Source organism: Citrobacter sp. CK199 (assembly GCF_030333285.1).
Classification (GTDB): domain Bacteria; phylum Pseudomonadota; class Gammaproteobacteria; order Enterobacterales; family Enterobacteriaceae; genus Citrobacter_B; species Citrobacter_B koseri.
Genome location: NZ_JAOWGF010000027.1, coordinates 23,717 through 43,016 on the forward strand (window position 1 = coordinate 23,717; position 19,300 = coordinate 43,016).

The window sequence follows — 19,300 nt, forward strand, 5'->3', positions numbered from 1 at the left end:
ACGGCAGCGCTCTTGCCTACGGTTAGCACGGCGCTCGTCGGCCGGATAAGACGCCTTAACGTCGCCATCCGGCATGTCATATTGTTATTTCGCGTTGCTATCCAGCAGGCCCGCAGCAACGGCGGGTGCCAGCCCCGGCGCCAGCGGCAGGCGCGGGATCACCAGGCAGTGCAGCAGGTGGTAAATATCCTGCTTGCCGTCCCACACTTTGGTGGTCACCTGGTTATTGGTATCCAGCTCCTGCCACCACGAACCGTTCTCGTAGTCCATCAGATAAGTGATGCAGTAATCCCACCACTTCTGATACCAGGCTTCGTATTGGCTATCGCCGGTGAGGGTATACAGGGCGTAAGCGGTGCCCATTGCTTCCACAATCGGCCAGCGCACTCTTTCACGTACAATCGGTTTGCCGTCCCAGTCCACGGAGTAGACGAAGCCGTCTGCGCCATCGGGCGCCCAGGCGTCGCGAAGGGTGGCGTGGAATAACCCTTTGGCATCTTCCAGCAGCCAGGCGGGAGGAGTTTCAAAACGCGCTTCCAGGGCCGCATGCAGGTGCAGCATCAGGCGACCCCACTCGATCCAATGCCCCGGCGTGCCGCCGTAAGCGCGGAAACGGTGGGCAGGGTTATCTTTGTTGTAATCGCGGATGGGGTTCCACTGCGCATCGAAGTGCTCGTTGACGCGGTAGTCGCCGTTGCGGGCCACATCGTGAATAATGACGGAGGCGATGCGCAGCGCGCGGTCGAGCCATTTACGATCGTGGGTCACGTCGTACACGATCAAAAAAGCCTCTACGGCATGCATGTTGGCGTTGCCGCCACGGTAATCTTCGGTCTGGCTGAAGGCTTCGTCCCAGGACTCCAGGCACATTTGCTCCTCTTCGCTCCAGAAGTATTTTTCGATGACCTCGATCGCGTCATCCAGCAGTTTTCTGGCCTGTGGATGGCCCGTGGTGACGGCGCTTGCCGCCCCTAACAGGACGAAGAAATGCTGATATCCCTGTTTGGAGGCGTCCATCACGCCTTCATCGTTTACACAGGCATACCAGCCGCCGTAGCGCCGATCGCGTAACGCGCCGTTCAGCGCGTTAATACCATGGTCGACTAACTGATATGCGCCCGGACGGCCCATCGATGCGGCAACGGAATAAACGTGCAGCATACGGGCGGTAATCCACAGGTGCGTACCCATCTCCGCTCTGATCTGTCCCTGGTTTCCCAGCCAGCCGAAACCGGTAGGTACTGCGGATTTTTTCCCAAAGTCAAAAATGCGATCGGTTTCTTGCTCCAGCCAGCGGTTGTGGCTCAACGTGTTAAACCATTTCATGCTTTCATCCTCACATTAACGACGGCGGGCCATCATTTCGTCGACGATCTCACCCAAACGCTGCAACTTAGGCACAGAAATATCACGCAGCATCAGTTCGGTATCCGGCAGGCCAATCACCGATGACCAGACGGCGCGACCCGCCAGAAAACCGGATGCGCCCGCGGTCATTGCGACTCTGACCGCCCGAGGGAACAATTTTTCATCAATACCGGAGGAGAGGATGACCCACGGCATATTGATATGCTCGTTCAGGCGCTGTGACGCGGCGAGAAGGTCGTGCTGCGCGCCTTTGCCGTACAGCGGCATTTCAACTTTGTAGAGATCCGCGCCGCTGTCGCCCAACTCTTTTGCGGCATCAATGATGGCCTGTTCGCGGTCGAACTTATCGCCACGGCGAGGTGGGCGCACAACCGGTTCGATAATGCTCACCAGACCATTGCTGTGGCACATCTCATTAAATTCTTTGACCATATCAAGACGCTGTTGGGCGTCTTCATCGCTGCGCCAGAGCACCAGCAGTTTTAGCGCTTTACCGCCATCTTGCTTTATCGCTTGTGGATTGATTTTTTTATCAATGACGACGCTATCGACAGGAATGCCATTGCCGGGGATGAACGCATCGGCGGCGACGATCATGGCGCAGTTTTTCGCAATCGCGTTTTGCTCCATCACCTGGCGGTAACAGAACTGTTGGTCAATCAGAATGGCGGAGGCATAAGGAGACAGCACTTTTGCGGCATTCACTTTGAAATCCGTCAGTACGCTGTCGGCAACAGGAGACTTCGCACCAGCAGCTGCAAACATTAAGCGCATCGCTTCACGCTGATCGACCGCCAGCATGGCAAAGCCGCCGGATGCGCGCGTAATGTCTTTGATGGTGTAGTTGTTCATTCAGTTTTCCTTTATTCAGTCGTTACATTTTGAATTTGTTCGGTAATCCGGCGCTGTTACGCACCTGTTCGAGAATGGCTGTCCAGTCTTCCCGGCCACGACCGGCGGCGCGAGCCTGGTTATAAACTTCACGGGATGCGGCGCCGAGCGGCATCGGCACATGCAGTTGGTTGGCAACATCCAGCGCAATCCCCAGGTCTTTGTGCGCCAGATCGATCATGAAGGAGGGAGAAAGGTCGCCTTTCAGCACTTTGTTGGGCCAGGAGGTGGTGAAGTGGCCTTTGCCTGCCGGGGTTCCGCTCATCACTTTTAACGCGACGTCGAAGGAGAGGCCCAGCGCTTCGCATAACGCGGCGGCTTCGGCAGAAAGCGCATTCAGCGCGATGCTCATATAGTTATTGATAAGCTTTACGCGAATCCCCATGCCGGGGCCGCCAGCGTTAATCAATTCATTGCCCATCGCCATCAGTACCGGCGTTGCGCGCTCCACCTGTTCTGCGCTGCCGCCTGCCAGTAATAGCAACGTCCCCGCAATGGCGTGATCGGACGTTCGACCGACCGGGACATCCATCATGCTGAACCCTCTGGCGCGCATATCTGCGATAAGTTTGTCCGTCTGTAGCGGATGGATGGTGGACATATCGATCACCAGCGCGTCCTGTGACAAGCCTTCGCAAACGCCTTGATCGCCGAATAACACGCTGCGAACGAGATCGCCATTAGGCAGCATTGTGATGACAAACTCGGCCTCTTTCGCCGCCTGCGCCGGGCTGCTGGCAGGACGAGCGCCTTTTTCCACCAGGGTCTGTATGGCGTCGGGGTTCACATCAAAGACGCTGAGCTGATGGCCCTGCTTGAGCAAATTACTCGCCATGGGCGAACCCATCTGGCCTAATCCGACAAATGCAATCACTGCCATATCGTTCTCCTGAAACGTGGATGTCATTTTTTGTCACTTGTGTGACGCTGATTTTGTCTGTTTTTGATCGTATTTGTAATTTATGGTCAAAAAATTGACAGCCGTCACTTTTTAAACATTTTGCGAAATTAAAATAATCGCATCCCGAAATGCTTAAGGAATGACCATGATTCGTGTTGCTTGTGTGGGTATCACCGTGATGGATCGCATCTATTACGTTGAAGGTTTACCGACTGAAGGAGGTAAATATGTGGCGAAACGTTATACGGAAGTGGGCGGCGGGCCTGCTGCAACTGCCGCAGTGGCTGCGGCGAAACTGGGGGCGCAGGTGGACTTTATTGGGCGTGTGGGAGATGACGACACCGGAAACAGCCTGCTGGCGGAGCTGGAATCCCTGGGGGTAAATACCCGCTATACCCGGCGTTACGCGGGGGCGAAGTCCTCACAGTCTGCGGTCATCGTCGATGCGAAAGGGGAGCGGATTATCGTCAATTATCCCAGCCCGGATTTATTGCATGACGCTGACTGGCTTAATGAGATCGACTTTTCTCAATGGGATGTGGTGCTGGCGGATGTTCGCTGGCATGAAGGGGCGAAACGGGCGTTCACGCTGGCGCGCCGGGCCGGAGTCATGACGGTTCTGGATGGAGATGTGACGCCACAGGACATCAGCGAGCTGGTGGCGTTAAGCGATCATGCCGCCTTCTCTGAACCGGGTCTGACGCGCCTGACGGGAATACAGGATACCGTAAGCGCGTTAAAAAAATCACAAATGCTCACAAATGGACATGTCTATGTCACGCGCGGCAGTGAAGGATGCGACTGGTTAGACGATAATGTCTTTCGGCATCAACCCGGATTCCCGGTAGAGGTGGTTGACACCACCGGCGCGGGGGATGTTTTTCACGGTGCGCTCGCCTTTAGCCTGGCGGGCGGAGCGCCAGTCGAAGAGGCCGTCAGGTTTGCCAGCGGCGTGGCCGCATTGAAATGCACCCGACCAGGCGGGCGTGCTGGAATCCCTGACTGTGATCAAACCCGATCTTTTCTGTCACTTTTTGTATAAAATGTAAGGCAATGGTTTTTCGAGGAATTTGCATGAGTCTTACTGAACTGACCGGTAACCCACGGCATGATCAGTTGCTGGCGCTGATTGGCGAGCGCGGTTACATGAATATTGACGAACTGGCTGGCCTGCTGGATGTGTCCACGCAGACCGTGCGTCGCGATATCCGCAAACTGAGCGATCAGGGATTGATTACGCGTCATCACGGTGGCGCGGGACGGGCTTCCAGCGTTGTGAATACCGCCTTTGAGCAGCGAGAAGTCTCCTGGACGGAAGAGAAAAAAGCCATCGCGGAAGCGGTGGCGGACTATATTCCAGACGGCTCCACGGTCTTTATCACCATTGGTACGACCGTTGAGCAGGTAGCGCGGGCGCTGTTAAACCACAATCATCTGCGAATTATCACTAACAGCCTGCGTGTGGCGCATATTCTGTACAATAATCCGCGTTTTGAAGTGATGGTGCCCGGCGGAACGCTTCGCCCGCATAACAGCGGCATTATCGGCCCTTCTGCGACGGCGTTTGTGGCGGGGTTTCGTGCGGACTATCTTGTCACCAGCGTCGGCGCGATAGAAAGCGATGGCGCGTTGCTGGAGTTTGACGTCAATGAAGCCAGCGTGGTGAAAACCATGATGGCTCACTCCCGGCATATCCTCCTTGCTGCCGATCATACGAAATACCATGCTTCCGCAGCGGTAGAGATTGGCAACGTGTCGCAGGTAACGGCGCTGTTTACTGATGAGTACCCTGGCCCGGCATTGCATAACCTGCTTCAGTCACAGCAGGTTGAGATTGTCCAGGTTAGCCCAGGCCAGGATGACGCAACGTCAGTCTGAAGGGGTTATAAACAGAACCGTCTTTTTAGACGGTTCTTTTTCACCTTTTTGCTAAATATATAATCATCCTGGTGGTGATATAAAAATCTTAAAATAAAAGCCACCTGCTTATTGTTACCCTGATAGCTGTTGTTTTATAAGGCATTTATTTTCCTGCCGGAGATGCTTTTATTTTATAAAAATAGTCATTAAGAATAATGCAAATAAATAAGGTGCATTTTATTTACTGTTATCTCATGGGCCCCTGCCGTACATTGACAGATTAAATGAATACTTGTATTTATTCTGCTAAGGTGACAATTCATTACGCCTTTGAACTCTGACTCTTTAATTATTTAAAGATGAGCGGATGGATTTCGCCTTTTATAAATATCTTATGCACGCGTCTTTGATGCTTTTATCCGAATAAAAAAGCCTTACGGAAAAGGTGGCTCTCATGAAATCTTCTCGTCTTATTCAAAAAACGCCGATCCCGGCAAAGCTTGCGCTCTGTATCGCCAGTGCACTGGCGTTGAGCGGGCAGGCTGTAGCAGGATGTAGTTACACGTCTACCGCACAACTATTTTGTGACAATACAACTATATATCACTATGGTAATCCGCTCGGAGGAGCTGCAAGGGATTACAGTGGATTTGATGAAGTCCGTATTGATACTACCTCAGAAGGAACCACTTCAGGATTAACTGGCTGGGGTGTCTATATTGATAACATTGGCTATAAATTTAAAAATTTGGTTATCAATACAACAGGCACCGCAGCAGATGGAATCCACTCTAAAAATGCAGGCGGTAAACTGGTCGCAGATAATATCTATATTACCGCAACAGGAAGTAGTGCTGATGGAATAAATATTGGTCGCGAATTACAGGCTGATTATTCAATTGTTGAAGTCAATGGTGATGTAACGGTTGATGCTGAAAATGGAATGGGGCTACGCGCCAATGCGTCTGCGAATAAAGACAACGCCCAGTCATCAATAATTATCCATGGTGATACTGATATTGTTACCCGTGGTCCTGGTGGTGCGAATACGGGATACGGGATCTATGCAGGTAGAGATCCCGCGCAATTTACAGGTACAGCAAAAGGCGATGCGAGTATTACGGTTAATGGCACCGCATCAGTCGCGACGTCAGGGCGTAGTGCTCATGCGGTATATGTGGCCCGTAAGGGGTTAATAAACCTTAATAATGTGGATTTGAAAACCTCCGGCGTGAGCGCACATGGCGTTTATGCGTATTCATCTACTGATTCTGCAACGGTGAACCTTAGCGGTGATAGTAAAATTCAGGTTACTGATAGCGGCGCTTATGCCATTTACGCCTATGGTTCACAGGCGTTGGTTCGCTCGTGGGATTATGCTACCGATAGTGCTGGCTCTGGCGTATACGACATTGAAGGAAATTTACGCGCATATTACGGCGGTACGATGGATCTGCGGATGGAAGAGGGGAGCCGTTTTGTGGGGCAAACGGATTCTTCACAACAAAATAGTAACGCGAACTACCATGGTACGCTGGATCTGGATATAAACGGTGCTAACAGCGAATGGACGATGACCGGGAACTCTGTGGTCTCTACTCTGACGCTGAACCAGGCCACATTGCGTTATAGAGCAGACGGCGTGTCCCGCGATGACGAAAGTACCTTTAAAACCCTGACTGTGATGGGCAACCACACCGGCACAGATGCGTTACTGGTGTTGAACACCGTGCTTGAAGGCGATGACTCTTTTACCGATAAACTGATCGTCAAAGGGGATACCTCCGGCAATACCAACGTAGGCATCAATAACATCGGCGGTGTGGGCGATCTGACCCTTAACGGCATTGAGATTGTGGACGTTGAGGGCGTTTCCGACGGAACGTTCACCAAAGCCGGACGTATTGTGGCGGGCGGCTATGACTATGACGTGGTGAAAAATGCCAGTAACTGGTATCTCACCAGCCAGCTAAGCCCGGTGGAGCCAGAACCAGAACCTGAGCCGGAGCCGGAACCAGAAAACCCGGACCCGGTCGATCCACCAACACCGCCGGGACCGGTTGACCCGGTGGACCCGCCGGCACCACCAGGGCCGGTTGATCCCGTGGAACCACCAACGCCGCCAGGACCGGTCGATCCTGTTGATCCCCCTGCGCCACCAGAGCCGCCGCTGCCGCCAGCGCCTGAACCTGGTGAACATCAATACCGCCCTGAATTTGGTAGCTATCTGGCGAACAACTATGCCGCTAATACGCTGTTTATCACCCGTCTGCACGATCGCCTGGGTGAAACCCAGTACACCGACATATTAACGGGCGAGCAGAAAGTGACCAGCATGTGGATGCGTAACGTAGGTGGTCATATGCGCTTTACTGATGGCAGCAAGCAGCTGAAAACGCAGGCTAATCGCTATGTATTGCAGATTGGCGGCGACCTGGCGCAGTGGAACAGCGATGGTCTCGACCGCTGGCATCTGGGTGTGATGGCAGGTTACGCCAATCAGAAAAGTAAAACGCATAACACCCATAATGGCTACGCTTCACGCGGTCATGTGAACGGCTACAGCGCGGGGTTGTATGCGACGTGGTATGCGAATGAAGCGGATAAAACCGGGACGTATCTGGATAGCTGGGTGCTCTATAACTGGTTTGATAACACCGTGCAGGGTGACCATCTTGCCAGTGAAAAATACAAATCTGACGGTATCACGGCATCCATCGAAGGGGGATACACCTTCCTGATAGGCGAAAGCGAGCGTACGAGTTACTGGCTCCAGCCAAAAGCCCAGGTGATCTGGATGGACGTGCAGGCTGACTCGCACCGTGAAAGCAACGGCACTCAGGTGAAAGACAAAACTGACGGCAACCTGATGACCCGACTCGGTGTGCGTGCATACCTGAAAGGCCATAACGCCATTGATGACGGCAAAGACCGCGAGTTTCAGCCGTTTGTTGAAGCAAACTGGCTCCACAATACCCATAACCAGAGCGTCCAGATGGGGGCGATCCGGGATGAAATCAGCGGCACCAAAAATATTGGTGAGTTGAAAGTTGGTGTGGAAGGGCAAATTAACCCGCGTTTGCAGGTGTGGGGGAATGTAGCTCAGCAGGTAGGCGACAACAGTTACAGCGATACCGCAGCGATGTTGGGGGTGAAATACAGTTTCTGAACCATAATGGCAGATAGCTTACCGGGCCTACGGACTGTTTTGTAGGCCGGATAAGGCAAAGCCGCCATCCGGCGAAAAGTGTTAAGGCGATGCATTGCATCGCCTTTTTTCCGTTTGCGTTAGTCGATTTTTTCCCTGTCCGGCGCATAGTCAAACTCCTGCTTTCCCGCTACAGTTATTCATCCACGGCTTGCAAGGAGAGGATCATGCTCTATATCTTTGATTTAGGTAATGTGATTGTCGATATCGACTTCAACCGCGTGTTAGGTGCATGGAGTGACCTGAGCCGTGTCCCGCTGGCTTCGTTGAAGCAAAGTTTTACGATGGGAGAGGCGTTTCATCAGCATGAGCGGGGGGAGATCACTGATGAAGCCTTCGCAGAAGCATTGTGCCATGAGATGGCGTTGCCGCTGAGCTATGAGCAATTTTCCCACGGCTGGCAGGCGGTATTTGTCGCATTACGGCCCGAGGTTATCGACATCATGCATAAGCTTCGCGAGCAGGGGCATCGTGTCGTCGTATTGTCTAATACCAACCGTCTGCATACGACCTTCTGGCCAGATGAATACCCTGAAGTTCGCCAGGCTGCCAATCATATTTATCTGTCCCAGGAATTGGGCATGCGTAAACCTGAGGTGCGGATTTACCAGCATGTTTTGCAGACAGAAGGTTTTTCCGCTGCCGATACGGTCTTTTTTGACGACAACGCCGATAATATAGAAGGGGCTAACCAGTTGGGGATCAGCAGTATTCTGGTGACGGATAAAACGACCATCCCGAATTATTTCGCGAAGTTGTTATGCTAAAAAACGTGCATCAAAAAGCCAGGCATCATACGCGTCCAGTCAGGGCCTGGCTTAAACTGTTGTGGCAGCGCATTGACGAGGACAATATGACCACCCTGGCGGGGAACCTGGCCTATGTCTCGTTGCTCTCGTTAGTGCCGTTGATCGCCGTCGTTTTTGCGCTTTTCGCCGCCTTTCCCATGTTTTCCGATGTCAGCCTCCAGTTACGCCATTTTATTTTTGCTAACTTCATCCCGGCGACGGGAGATGTTATTCAGCGTTATATTGAGCAGTTCGTCGCAAATTCCAACAAAATGACGGCGGTAGGCTCTTGTGGACTGATCGTCACGGCGCTGTTGCTGATGTATGCCATCGACAGCGCCCTGAACACCATCTGGCGTAGCAAACGCACGCGTCCAAAGGTGTATTCCTTTGCCGTTTACTGGATGATTCTGACCCTGGGGCCACTGCTGGCGGGCGCCAGCCTGGCGATCAGCTCCTATCTGCTTTCTCTGCGCTGGGCCAGCGAGCTCAACACGGTTATCGATAACGTCCTGAGGGTATTCCCTCTAATTCTCTCCTGGATTTCGTTCTGGCTGCTGTACAGCATTGTGCCGACCACGCGCGTACCAAACCGCGATGCCGTCGTCGGCGCTTTTGTCGCAGCGGTACTGTTCGAAGCAGGAAAGAAAGGATTCGCGCTTTATATCACCATGTTCCCGTCATATCAGTTGATTTACGGCGTGCTGGCGGTTATCCCCATTTTGTTTGTCTGGGTGTACTGGACATGGTGTATCGTCTTGCTTGGTGCCGAAATAACTGTCACTCTCGGGGAATACCGCAAACTCAAACAAGCCGCAGAACAAGAAGAAGCAGACCAATCATGATTGCATTAATTCAGCGCGTAACCCGTGCCAGCGTCACCGTGGAGGGCGAGGTGACGGGTGAAATCGGCCAGGGACTTTTAGTGTTATTAGGTGTCGAAAGGGATGATGACGAACAGAAAGCGAATCGTCTGTGCGAGCGCGTGCTCGGTTATCGAATTTTTAGCGATGCCGAAGGCAAGATGAATCTCAACGTGCAACAGGCGGGGGGAAGCGTGCTGGTGGTGTCGCAATTTACGCTGGCCGCCGATACCGAACGCGGTATGCGACCGGGCTTCTCAAGAGGCGCCGTGCCGGATCGCGCCGAAGCGCTGTATGAATACTTTGTTGAGTGCTGCCGCCAACAGGAAATGAACACGCAAACCGGACGTTTCGCTGCCGATATGCAGGTCTCGCTGGTCAATGATGGCCCCGTAACGTTCTGGCTACAGGTATGAGCCAGCTTCCGGCGTGGCCGCGGGTAACAAGAGAGAGTACAGCTATGTATCACCTTCGAGTACCGCAAACAGAAGAAGAATTAGCGCGTTACTACCAGTTTCGCTGGGAAATGCTGCGCAAACCGCTCCACCAGCCGAAAGGTTCCGAACGCGATGCCTGGGATGCGATGGCGCATCATCAAATGGTGGTGGATGAAGAGGGGAACCTGGTTGCGGTAGGGCGTTTGTATATCAATGCGGATAACGAAGCCTCTATTCGTTTCATGGCCGTTGAACCGTCTGTTCAGGATAAAGGGCTGGGAACGTTGATGGCGATGACTCTGGAGTCTGTAGCGCGTCAGGAAGGGGTAAAACGCGTCACCTGTAGCGCCCGTGAAGATGCGGTAGCGTTCTTCGCCAAACTTGGCTTTGTGAATCAAGGGGAAATCACGACCCCACAAACCACGCCGGTTCGCCATTTTCTGATGATTAAACCGGTTGCGACGCTGGATGACATTTTGCACCGTGGCGACTGGTGTGGGCAGCTTCAGCAGGCCTGGTATGAGCACATCCCGTTAAGTGAAAAAATGGGGGTGCGCATTCAGCAGTACACTGGTCAGAAATTTATTACGACCATGCCTGAAATGGGCAATCAGAATCCGCACCACACGTTGTTTGCCGGGAGTTTGTTTTCACTGGCGACGCTTACCGGCTGGGGGCTGATCTGGCTCATGCTGCGCGAGCGTCATCTGGGCGGTACGATTATTCTCGCCGATGCGCATATTCGCTACAGCAGGCCCATCAGCGGCAAACCCAGCGCAATTGCCGATCTGGGGTCGTTGAGCGGCGATCTGGACAGGCTGGCGCGAGGCCGTAAAGCACGCGTGCAGCTGCAAGTGGAGTTGTTTGGCGACGAGACGTCAGGCGCAGTTTTTGAAGGTATCTATATCGTATTGCCGGCAAAACCGTTTGGCCCCTATGAAGAGGGCGGCAACGAGGAAGAGTAGGATAAAGGGGGTAATCCTCCTTTATTCGATAAAGGCTTCAGCAGGAAGTTTAAAGCGCTCAGAGAGAGCGCTTTTATATGAGCGACGGTCATCCAGGCATTGATTGAGTGCTCTGAACTCTGGCGCGTGCTTTTCGTAATCACGGATGCGGGCAGATAGCAGCTCAAACAACGGGTTTTCCAGATCGTTACGGTCAACCAGAAACTCTATCAACGACAATGTCCTACGGTATGTTTTCAAGATGAAAACAAAAGTGGATATTAATAAATCGTCCCTGTAGATGGGTTTCCAATACGCCAGGCGATATCCCGCATTACATTTCGTGCGGCATGGCTAACGCCGCCCAACTGGAAAAATCCATGAATCACGCCGAGGTAGCGTTGGCAGGTACAATCAACGCCCTGTTCCGTGAGCCGTTGATAAAGTGCTTCACCCTCATCGCAAAGTGGGTCAAATTCTGCCGTAATAATATGTACTGGCGGCAGAGTGCTGAAATCATCCCGCCAGAGAGGACTAACTTCAGGATGTTGACGGTCAGTCTGCTGTAAGTACATCTCATAGCCGGAAAGCAGCGTATCTCGGGTGATGATGTAATCCAGACCATGACGGGTGTAGCTGTTAAACCCTGCGGTTGCGTCAAGCATGGGGTAGATAAGCACAAGCTGTACGGGTTGCCAGTGATTTGCCTGCTTCAGGCGTAATGCGGTGACCAGTGCCAGGTGTCCACCAGCGCTGTCGCCAGCAAGGGTAATACGCTTGCGATCGATGCCAAGCTCTTCAGCATGATTCCAGATAATGTTTGCCCCTTTTTCAGCATCGTCATGCGCGGCCGGGAAAGTATGCTCAGGGGCAAGGCGATACTGTACCGCAATAATCCGGCAACCGCTGTGGTACGCCAGTTGTCGCAGTTGGTTATCATGTGTAGCAAACCCGCCGCTGACGAAGCAGCCGCCATGATAGTAGATAACGCAGGGCAGCGTTTCAGAAGAGGCCAGTGGCGAAACCACGCGAAATGTCATTGCATCAATTTCAATATCGTCAACCTGTACACGCATTTCTGTCTCTCCGGCAAGTACTGTACTGGCGATATAGCCAGCCCTCCGATCATCAATATCTTGCGCCCGTGAAGAGGGGCGACCCGCAGCGATAAACGCCTCAACCAGCTGTGCAATACCGCTTTCCAGTGCCATTTTTACTCCCTTTATCTGTATGGATATACAGCGTTATAACTTGGTTTTTAGCGAAAAGAAACGGGGAGTGCTGACGAGGTTGCAATTCTGGAAAGCGGCTCGTAAAAGCAAAAATCGCGCTCATAAAGTCTTTTTTCTGGTCTTTCATCGGTGTATGTTGTTTGAAAATTAATCGCCAATGATATACTGGAGGTATATATGAGTATGATGGCTGGGATGGAAATGGGCAGAATATTACTTGATTTATCAGATGAGGTTATCAAGCGGCTTGATGACCTCAAACAACAGCGTAATCTTCCGCGAGCAGAGCTATTACGCGAAGCAGTTGAACAATACCTGGAAAGGCAGGGACAAGCCGAAACCACTATTTCCGATGCGATGGGGCTCTGGCAAGGTTGCGAAGAAGATGGCGTTGAATACGAAAGGAAGCTTCGCGAGGAGTGGTGATGATTAAAGGTCCGGTGTTGTTTGACACCAATATTCTCATTGATTTATTTAGCGGGCGTGGTGAAGCGAAGAAGGCTCTCGAAGCTTACTCACCCCAGAATGCCATTAGTCTCATTACCTGGATGGAAGTGATGGTAGGGGCAAAAAAGTACCATCAGGAATCCCGCACACGTATAGCATTGAGCGCTTTTAACGTTATCGGCGTTTCACAGGATATTGCCGAAAGAAGTGTCAGTCTCAGGCAGGAATACGGGATGAAGTTGCCGGATGCGGTTATTCTGGCTACAGCGCACATTCATCGTTTTGCGCTCGTGACGCGCAATACAAAGGACTTCGCGGGGATTCCGGGAGTCATTACGCCTTACCATTTATAAGCCGGGCGGCACGCGCCACCCGACCTGACGTCAGAATTACTCCCCTTCGCCCGGGAACAGGAACGGGTTGATGGAGCTGCGGGCAAAGCCCTCTTGCTCCATGCGCGCGTCCAGCACCAGTGAGGCGAGATCGTCGGCGACGGCTTCCACTTTCGGGTCTTTTTCCTGATACAGAATTTTCAGGTAAGTACCGCAGTCACCACAGCTTTCTGCTTTAATCGACGCCTGTTCGTTATCCAGCGACCAGTAGTGCAGATCGCGACTCTGCTCGCAGTTGCTGCATTTGACGCGCACCACATGCCACTCGGTTTCGCACAGGTTGCAGTGCAGGTAACGCAGACCCTGCGTGGTGCCGATTTGCACCATGCTGGAAACCGGCATTGAGCCGCATACCGGGCAATACTGACGCTGTTCGCCGTACTCCGCACGGGCTTTACCGGGGATCAGGCTGGCCATTTGCGCCCAATAGAGCGACAGCGCCGCCCAGATAAACGGGGCCTTATCACTGCTGACGGAGGCAAAATCGGATTCAAACAGCGCGCTCGCCATTTGCTCCAGTTCCTGTTCCGAAGCCTTCTCCAGATTTTCGATTACCGCCAGCGCGGGGCCGCTCATCTCCGGTTTCAGCTCAGCAATCAGCGAATGCAGCAGTTTCTGCCAGTGCTTATCGCGCGGTAAAACGTGAATATCCAGCGGCGGTTTGCCCTGCGCGTTCGCTTCTTTGATGCGCGCGGTCAGATCCATCTCCAGCGGATGGTCGTACAGCACCACTTCCTGGGCATGTGCGATCAGCGCGGCAAAGCGCAGGTAATCGCCCAGCGGGTTGTTTTCGGCCAGCTCGCGCAGACGCTCGGCGCGGCGGTTATACAAATTTTTGAGCCGGGGGAACAATAACGGCGGAATCATATCCGCCGTACGTTTCTCGCTCTTCTCCAGCTCATCTTGCGGGATTATGCGAATACTCATTCAGATGACTTTTCCTGTTTCTGGCGGACTTCACGGTACCAGCGCGGGTGATGTTTCTTCGCCCATGACCGGGTTACCCATCCCTCCACCATCGCGGTAATGGTGCCTTTCACCCAGAGGGCGGCGTAAATGTGCACCATGATAACCACAATTAACGCTACTGCGGCAAATGAATGCAGCATTAACGCGAATCGGATCACCGGGATTGAGAAAGCAGGCGCAAAATACGGACGCCAGATGATCACTCCGCTGACCAGCAACAGGACCAGGAAAATAATCGCCGCCCAGAATACGCATTTCTGGCCGAAGTTATAACGTCCGGTGTCGCCGACTTCCTCGTTGACGACGATCTTACGAATATTCTTCGCCCAAAAGATATCATCCCGATTGATTAGATTGTGGTGCCAGTAACGGAAAAACATGATGATGAATGAGGCGAACATGATCACGCCCACGAACGGGTGCACAATGCGCGCCAGCTGTGGGGTGCCCATGATATGCATCAGCCAGTTGAAGGACGGGAACAAAAAGCCCAGTCCGCTCACCGCCGCCAGTACGAAACAGAAGGCGGTTACCCAGTGGTTGATGCGTTCCGGCGCCGTATAGCGCACGATGGTGTCACGTCGTTTCATTTGCGCACCTCGTCTTTCTCTTCATGCAGATTGTCTTCTTCCTCATCTGCACGGTTCGGGCCGACACCGACATAGTGGAAGATGCTGGCCGCAAAGGTCGCAGCAAAGCCGACCGCTGCGAGAGGTTTCCAGATGCCTTTCCAGAATTTCACCGTCGCGCTGATTTCCGGGTTTTCCGGCAGACCGTGGTACAGATTCGGTTTGTCGGCATGGTGCAGCACGTACATGACGTGAGTACCGCCGACGCCTGCCGGATCGTACAGACCTGCATTGTCGTAACCACGGGTTTTCAGCTCAGCCACACGTTCGCCTGCCAGCGTTTTCATCGCCTCTTTGGAACCAAAGTGGATAGCACCAGTCGGACAGGTCTTCACGCAGGCCGGTTCTTGCCCCACCACCACGCGGTCAACGCACAGCGTACATTTATAAACGCGGTTGTCGTCCGGGTTGAGGCGCGGCACATCGAACGGACAACCGGCGATGCAGTAGCCGCAGCCGATGCACTGTTCAGACTGGAAGTCGACAATGCCGTTGGCATACTGAATGATAGCCCCTTCTGCCGGACATGCCTTCAGGCAGCCCGGATCGGCGCAGTGCATACAGCCATCCTTACGGATAAGCCATTCCAGTTTGTCGTCTTGCTCCACTTCCGAGAAGCGCATCACCGTCCAGGATTTTGCGGTCAGATCAGCCGGGTTGTCGTACACCCCGATGTTGCTGCCCACTTCATCACGGATGTCGTTCCATTCCGAACAGGCCACCTGACAGGCTTTACAGCCAATACAGGTGGTGACGTCGATAAGCTTCGCCACCTCTTGCTGGTGATCCCGCGCCTGTGGCGCGGGAGTGAAACCGTTAGTCGCGGAACGACGAATGATGTCTTGCGATTGATAAGCCATAGGTCGTCTCCGTTACACCTTTTCCACATTCACCAGGAAGGACTTGAACTCCGGCGTCTGCGTGTTCGCATCACCGACGAATGGCGTGAGCGTATTGGCGATAAAGCCTTTTTTCGCCACCCCTTCGTAGCCCCAATGAATAGGAATACCGATGGTATCGATATCCTTGCCGTCTGCTTTCAGCGTGCGAATGCGCTTGGTCACTACCGCCTTGGCTTTGATATAGCCACGGTTGGAGGAGACTTTTACGGTATCGCCATGCGCGATGCCGAGCTTGTTCGCCAGCTTCTCGCCGATCTCCACAAACTGTTCCGGCTGCGCGATAGCGTTAAGCAGCGCGTGTTTGGTCCAGTAGTGGAAGTGCTCGGTCAGACGGTAAGTTGTTCCGACGTAAGGGAACTTATCGGCTTTACCCAACGCCTCTGCGTCGCCTTTAAAGATACGGGCGGCAGGGTTGGAGATAACGTTCGGGTGCAGCGGGTTCGTCCCCAGCGGCGTTTCAAACGGCTCGTAGTGTTCCGGGAACGGCCCTTCCGCCATCTTGTCGAGCGCGAACAGGCGACCCATCCCTTCCGGCTGCATGATGAACGGCCCGACGTTGCTACCCGGCGCAGCGGCGCTGTAGTCCGGGATATCCATCCCGCCCCATTTCGCACCGTCCCATTTCAGGATTTGGCGCTTCGGATCCCACGGGTTGCCCTGTGGATCGGCGGAGGCGCGGTTATACAGAATGCGGCGGTTCAGCGGCCATGCCCATGCCCACCCCAGCGTATTGCCGAGGCCTGACGGATCGGAGTTATCGCGGCGCGCCATCTGGTTGCCTTCCGGCGTCCAGCTACCGGCGAAAATCCAGCATCCGCTGGACGTGGTGCCATCGTCACGTAGCTGGGCGAACGAGCTGAGCTGTTGGCCTTTCTTCACGATCACCGCCCCCGTTGCCGGGTCGATAAGATCGGCCAGCGCCTTACCGTTACTTTCCATCGCCACTTCTTCCGAAGACGGTTCATGCGGCGTGGAGTAGTTCCAGGTCATATTCAGCACCTGTTCCGGGTTCGCGCCGCCTTGCTCGGCGTACATCTTACGCAGGCGTAAGAAGATACCGGCCAGGATCTCGCCGTCGGTTACGGCGTCGCCGGGGGCGTCCGCGCCTTTCCAGTGCCATTGCAGCCAGCGGCCGGAGTTGACGATAGAGCCGTTCTCTTCGGCGAAGCAGGTTGACGGCAGACGGAACACTTCGGTCTGGATTTTCGACGGATCAACATCGTTCGACTCACCGTGGTTTTGCCAGAAGGTGGACGTTTCGGTATTGAGCGGGTCGATAGTCACCAGGAACTTCAGTTTAGAGAGTGACGCAACCACTTTGTTTTTGTTCGGGAATGAGGCGACCGGGTTAAAGCCCTGGCAGAGATAGCCATTGACCTTGCCTTCGTTCATCATCTCGAAGTATTGCAGGACGTCGTACCCTTTGTCCCACTTCGGCAACCAGTCGAAGCCCCAGTCGTTGTCCTTCGTCGCGTTATCGCCAAAGAAGGCTTTCATCATAGAAACGAAGAATTTCGGGTAGTTGCTCCAGTAGTTGACCTGACCTTCCAGCAGCGGTTTTGGCGTGTTGGCGGCAAGGTAGGTTTGCAGGTCGGTCTGTTTTTCGCTGGGCAGCGTCATGTAACCCGTCAGGCTTTGCGACAGCAACCCTAAGTCAGTCAGCCCCTGAATGTTGGAGTGACCGCGCAGCGCGTTGACGCCGCCGCCAGCCATCCCCATGTTGCCGAGCAACAGTTGGATCATCGCCATCGTGCGGATGTTTTGCGCGCCGATGGAGTGCTGCGTCCAGCCGAGGGCATACAGGAACGACGCGGTTTTATCTTTGACGCTGGTTTCCGCAATGTATTCGCATACTTTCAGGAAATCGGCTTTCGGCGTGCCGCAGATATTTTCCACCACCTCCGGCGTATAGCGGGAAACGTGCTGCTTGAGCAGGTTCCACACGCAGCGAGGATGTTGCAGCGTGGTATCGCGTTTAGCGAAGCCATTTTCATCCAGTTCGTAGGCCCAACTGGTTTTGTCGTACTTGCGTTTATCCGCGTCATAGCCCGTAAACAGGCCATCTTCGAAGCCAAAATCTTCACGCACGATCAGGCTGGCGTTGGTATAGGCTTCGGTGTATTCGCGGTTGTATTTTTCATTGTTCAGCAGGTACAGCAGTACGCCTGACAGGAAGGCAATGTCAGTACCGGAACGGATAGGGGCATAGAAATCGGCCACCGACGCCGTACGCGTGAAGCGAGGATCAATCACAATCAGCTTCGCGCCGTTGTGAATTTTAGCTTCCATCGCCCAACGGAACCCTACCGGGTGGGCTTCAGCGGCGTTACCGCCCATCACCACGATGAGGTTGGCGTTCTTCATGTCGACCCAGTGGTTGGTCATCGCACCGCGACCAAATGTTGGAGCAAGACTTGCTACCGTTGGTCCGTGTCAGACACGCGCCTGGTTGTCGACCGCGAGCATACCGAGCGCGCGGGAGAATTTTTGCGTTAAATAGCCGGTTTCGTTACTGGATGCGGAAGCGCACAGCATCCCGGTTGAGAGCCAGCGGTTAACGGTCACGCCTTCGGCGTTCTGCGCAACGTAGTTGGCGTCGCGGTCCTCTTTCATCAGTTTGGCGATGCGGTCAAATGCCTCATCCCAACTGATTTGCTGCCATTTATCTGAACCTGGCGCGCGGTATTCCGGGTATTTCAGGCGGCTTTCGGAGTGAATGAAGTCCACCAGACCGGCCCCTTTCGGGCAAAGCGCGCCACGGCTGACCGGATGATCCGGATCGCCCTCGATGTGGAAGATAGATGCTTTGGCGTTTTTTGCACCGTCGCCGAGGCTGTACATTAACAGCCCACAACCAACGGAACAGTAAGTGCAGGTGTTACGGGTTTCGCGGGTGCGCAGCAATTTATATTGCCGTGTTTCCGCTAGCGCTACGCTGGGTGCGAAACCCAGTGCCGCCGCCGTGGTGCCTGCCATACCGCCAGCGCAGATCTTAAAGAACTGCCTTCTGCTGACCTGCATGGTTTGCTCCTTGTTTCGACATTGCTATGTAGTTTTACTTTGCGGACCACCATGAAACCGGCCGCAAAGGGAAGAATTTGCGCATTCCCTCAGTTCCGGGAGGGATATAACTCAGGATACCATAATGTTGGTAGGTGTGTTCTGTTGCGGTTAAATAAAAGTGAATGAGTTTTCATGATGGCAACATGAAAATGTGATGTTTATCACATTGATGCATAATGACTGACGATCTTTGCAACCGAAAAAGCAGGAACTAATACTTTGGAGTTAATAAATTTCGCTGCGTAATCATCACTATGTTAAATAATTGTGTTGTTGTTCGAAAAGAGATGAGGTATCAGCATTCTTTATCGGTAGTTCTGGATGGATCGACTTTTCTGGCGGTAGATAATATTTATTATTTATACAATAACGGGATTTAATCTTTTATATGAATCATTGTATATGT

General features: G+C 53.3%; 17 protein-coding genes and 1 pseudogene. 9 read left to right on the forward strand and 9 right to left on the reverse strand.

What is annotated here, in order from left to right; genetic code table 11:
* Nucleotides 1-84 precede the first annotated feature (84 nt).
* From yihS to yihU, 3 genes are read right to left on the reverse strand one after another with little or no spacing between them, the layout of a single operon-like run.
* Complete coding sequence (gene yihS, locus OGX75_RS14035; RefSeq protein WP_047459905.1) at nucleotides 85-1,326, reverse strand: sulfoquinovose isomerase; 1,242 nt, start codon at nucleotides 1,324-1,326, stop codon at nucleotides 85-87.
* 15 nt (nucleotides 1,327-1,341) lie between these two features.
* Nucleotides 1,342-2,220 (reverse strand): sulfofructosephosphate aldolase, encoded by an 879-nt coding sequence (gene yihT / locus OGX75_RS14040; protein ID WP_114848727.1) that lies wholly within the window; start codon nucleotides 2,218-2,220, stop codon nucleotides 1,342-1,344.
* Between the two features lie 22 nt (nucleotides 2,221-2,242).
* Nucleotides 2,243-3,139, reverse strand: a complete 897-nt coding sequence (gene yihU, locus OGX75_RS14045; RefSeq protein WP_024130674.1) for a sulfolactaldehyde 3-reductase — start codon at nucleotides 3,137-3,139, stop codon at nucleotides 2,243-2,245.
* A gap of 166 nt (nucleotides 3,140-3,305) precedes the next feature.
* On the opposite strand from yihU, the gene OGX75_RS14050 reads away from it, so the two are divergent.
* From OGX75_RS14050 to fabY, 7 genes are all read left to right on the forward strand, one after another.
* Nucleotides 3,306-4,202 carry a sugar kinase gene (locus OGX75_RS14050; protein ID WP_114848728.1) on the forward strand — a complete coding sequence of 299 codons (897 nt, stop codon included), beginning with the start codon at nucleotides 3,306-3,308 and terminating at the stop codon, nucleotides 4,200-4,202.
* 32 nt (nucleotides 4,203-4,234) lie between these two features.
* Nucleotides 4,235-5,038 carry a DeoR/GlpR family DNA-binding transcription regulator gene (locus OGX75_RS14055; RefSeq protein WP_012133927.1) on the forward strand — a complete coding sequence of 268 codons (804 nt, stop codon included), beginning with the start codon at nucleotides 4,235-4,237 and terminating at the stop codon, nucleotides 5,036-5,038.
* A 436-nt stretch (nucleotides 5,039-5,474) separates the two neighbouring features.
* On the forward strand, nucleotides 5,475-8,189 hold the full coding sequence (locus tag OGX75_RS14060) for an autotransporter outer membrane beta-barrel domain-containing protein (RefSeq protein ID WP_286450878.1): 2,715 nt from the start codon (nucleotides 5,475-5,477) through the stop codon (nucleotides 8,187-8,189).
* 206 nt (nucleotides 8,190-8,395) lie between these two features.
* Entirely contained in the window at nucleotides 8,396-8,995 is a 600-nt protein-coding gene (gene yihX / locus OGX75_RS14065; RefSeq protein WP_286450879.1) for a glucose-1-phosphatase, read from the forward strand.
* Nucleotides 8,989-9,861 carry a virulence factor BrkB family protein gene (locus tag OGX75_RS14070; protein WP_286450880.1) on the forward strand — a complete coding sequence of 291 codons (873 nt, stop codon included), beginning with the start codon at nucleotides 8,989-8,991 and terminating at the stop codon, nucleotides 9,859-9,861. Before yihX ends, OGX75_RS14070 begins: the two co-directional genes overlap by 7 nt.
* Entirely contained in the window at nucleotides 9,858-10,295 is a 438-nt protein-coding gene (dtd, locus tag OGX75_RS14075) for a D-aminoacyl-tRNA deacylase (RefSeq protein ID WP_286450881.1), read from the forward strand. The genes OGX75_RS14070 and dtd overlap by 4 nt, the downstream gene beginning before the upstream one ends.
* 44 nt (nucleotides 10,296-10,339) lie before the next feature.
* Entirely contained in the window at nucleotides 10,340-11,281 is a 942-nt protein-coding gene (fabY, locus tag OGX75_RS14080; protein WP_199972378.1) for a fatty acid biosynthesis protein FabY, read from the forward strand.
* A 21-nt stretch (nucleotides 11,282-11,302) separates the two neighbouring features.
* Here fabY and OGX75_RS14085 read toward each other — a convergent pair.
* Together OGX75_RS14085 and OGX75_RS14090 are read right to left on the reverse strand one after the other, a co-directional pair.
* Nucleotides 11,303-11,512: pseudogene (locus tag OGX75_RS14085) on the reverse strand (helix-turn-helix domain-containing protein); the annotation flags it as partial.
* Between the two features lie 29 nt (nucleotides 11,513-11,541).
* Nucleotides 11,542-12,471 (reverse strand): alpha/beta hydrolase, encoded by a 930-nt coding sequence (locus tag OGX75_RS14090; protein WP_286450882.1) that lies wholly within the window; start codon nucleotides 12,469-12,471, stop codon nucleotides 11,542-11,544.
* Nucleotides 12,472-12,675: 204 nt separating this feature from the next.
* Between OGX75_RS14090 and OGX75_RS14095 the strand changes: the two genes are divergently transcribed.
* Both OGX75_RS14095 and OGX75_RS14100 read left to right on the forward strand, forming a co-directional pair.
* Nucleotides 12,676-12,918, forward strand: a complete 243-nt coding sequence (locus OGX75_RS14095; RefSeq protein ID WP_286450893.1) for a ribbon-helix-helix domain-containing protein — start codon at nucleotides 12,676-12,678, stop codon at nucleotides 12,916-12,918.
* Entirely contained in the window at nucleotides 12,918-13,292 is a 375-nt protein-coding gene (locus OGX75_RS14100; protein ID WP_012133919.1) for a type II toxin-antitoxin system VapC family toxin, read from the forward strand. Before OGX75_RS14095 ends, OGX75_RS14100 begins: the two co-directional genes overlap by 1 nt.
* 36 nt (nucleotides 13,293-13,328) lie before the next feature.
* On the opposite strand, the gene fdhE is transcribed toward OGX75_RS14100, so the two are convergent.
* From fdhE to fdnG, 4 genes are read right to left on the reverse strand one after another with little or no spacing between them, the layout of a single operon-like run.
* Nucleotides 13,329-14,258 carry a formate dehydrogenase accessory protein FdhE gene (fdhE, locus tag OGX75_RS14105; protein WP_047459875.1) on the reverse strand — a complete coding sequence of 310 codons (930 nt, stop codon included), beginning with the start codon at nucleotides 14,256-14,258 and terminating at the stop codon, nucleotides 13,329-13,331.
* A complete protein-coding gene (fdoI, locus tag OGX75_RS14110; RefSeq protein WP_049011887.1) occupies nucleotides 14,255-14,890 on the reverse strand; it encodes a formate dehydrogenase cytochrome b556 subunit in 636 nt (211 codons plus the stop codon). Before fdoI ends, fdhE begins: the two co-directional genes overlap by 4 nt.
* Complete coding sequence (fdoH, locus tag OGX75_RS14115; protein ID WP_012133916.1) at nucleotides 14,887-15,789, reverse strand: formate dehydrogenase O subunit beta; 903 nt, start codon at nucleotides 15,787-15,789, stop codon at nucleotides 14,887-14,889. The genes fdoI and fdoH overlap by 4 nt, the downstream gene beginning before the upstream one ends.
* Nucleotides 15,790-15,801: 12 nt before the next feature.
* Nucleotides 15,802-18,852, reverse strand: coding sequence for a formate dehydrogenase-N subunit alpha (fdnG, locus tag OGX75_RS14120; protein ID WP_081353215.1), 3,051 nt, complete (start codon nucleotides 18,850-18,852; stop codon nucleotides 15,802-15,804).
* Between the last annotated feature and the right edge of the window lie 448 nt (nucleotides 18,853-19,300).

Excerpts from the sequence above, each read along its gene's own strand:
- yihS (WP_047459905.1), bottom strand. The coding sequence starts at position 1,326 with ATGAAATGGTTTAACACGTTGAGCCACAACCGCTGGCTGGAGCAAGAA.
- yihT (WP_114848727.1), bottom strand. The coding sequence starts at position 2,220 with ATGAACAACTACACCATCAAAGACATTACGCGCGCATCCGGCGGCTTT.
- yihU (WP_024130674.1), bottom strand. The coding sequence starts at position 3,139 with ATGGCAGTGATTGCATTTGTCGGATTAGGCCAGATGGGTTCGCCCATG.
- OGX75_RS14050 (WP_114848728.1), top strand. The coding sequence starts at position 3,306 with ATGATTCGTGTTGCTTGTGTGGGTATCACCGTGATGGATCGCATCTAT.
- OGX75_RS14055 (WP_012133927.1), top strand. The coding sequence starts at position 4,235 with ATGAGTCTTACTGAACTGACCGGTAACCCACGGCATGATCAGTTGCTG.
- OGX75_RS14060 (WP_286450878.1), top strand. The coding sequence starts at position 5,475 with ATGAAATCTTCTCGTCTTATTCAAAAAACGCCGATCCCGGCAAAGCTT.
- yihX (WP_286450879.1), top strand. The coding sequence starts at position 8,396 with ATGCTCTATATCTTTGATTTAGGTAATGTGATTGTCGATATCGACTTC.
- OGX75_RS14070 (WP_286450880.1), top strand. The coding sequence starts at position 8,989 with ATGCTAAAAAACGTGCATCAAAAAGCCAGGCATCATACGCGTCCAGTC.
- dtd (WP_286450881.1), top strand. The coding sequence starts at position 9,858 with ATGATTGCATTAATTCAGCGCGTAACCCGTGCCAGCGTCACCGTGGAG.
- fabY (WP_199972378.1), top strand. The coding sequence starts at position 10,340 with ATGTATCACCTTCGAGTACCGCAAACAGAAGAAGAATTAGCGCGTTAC.
- OGX75_RS14090 (WP_286450882.1), bottom strand. The coding sequence starts at position 12,471 with ATGGCACTGGAAAGCGGTATTGCACAGCTGGTTGAGGCGTTTATCGCT.
- OGX75_RS14095 (WP_286450893.1), top strand. The coding sequence starts at position 12,676 with ATGATGGCTGGGATGGAAATGGGCAGAATATTACTTGATTTATCAGAT.
- OGX75_RS14100 (WP_012133919.1), top strand. The coding sequence starts at position 12,918 with ATGATTAAAGGTCCGGTGTTGTTTGACACCAATATTCTCATTGATTTA.
- fdhE (WP_047459875.1), bottom strand. The coding sequence starts at position 14,258 with ATGAGTATTCGCATAATCCCGCAAGATGAGCTGGAGAAGAGCGAGAAA.
- fdoI (WP_049011887.1), bottom strand. The coding sequence starts at position 14,890 with ATGAAACGACGTGACACCATCGTGCGCTATACGGCGCCGGAACGCATC.
- fdoH (WP_012133916.1), bottom strand. The coding sequence starts at position 15,789 with ATGGCTTATCAATCGCAAGACATCATTCGTCGTTCCGCGACTAACGGT.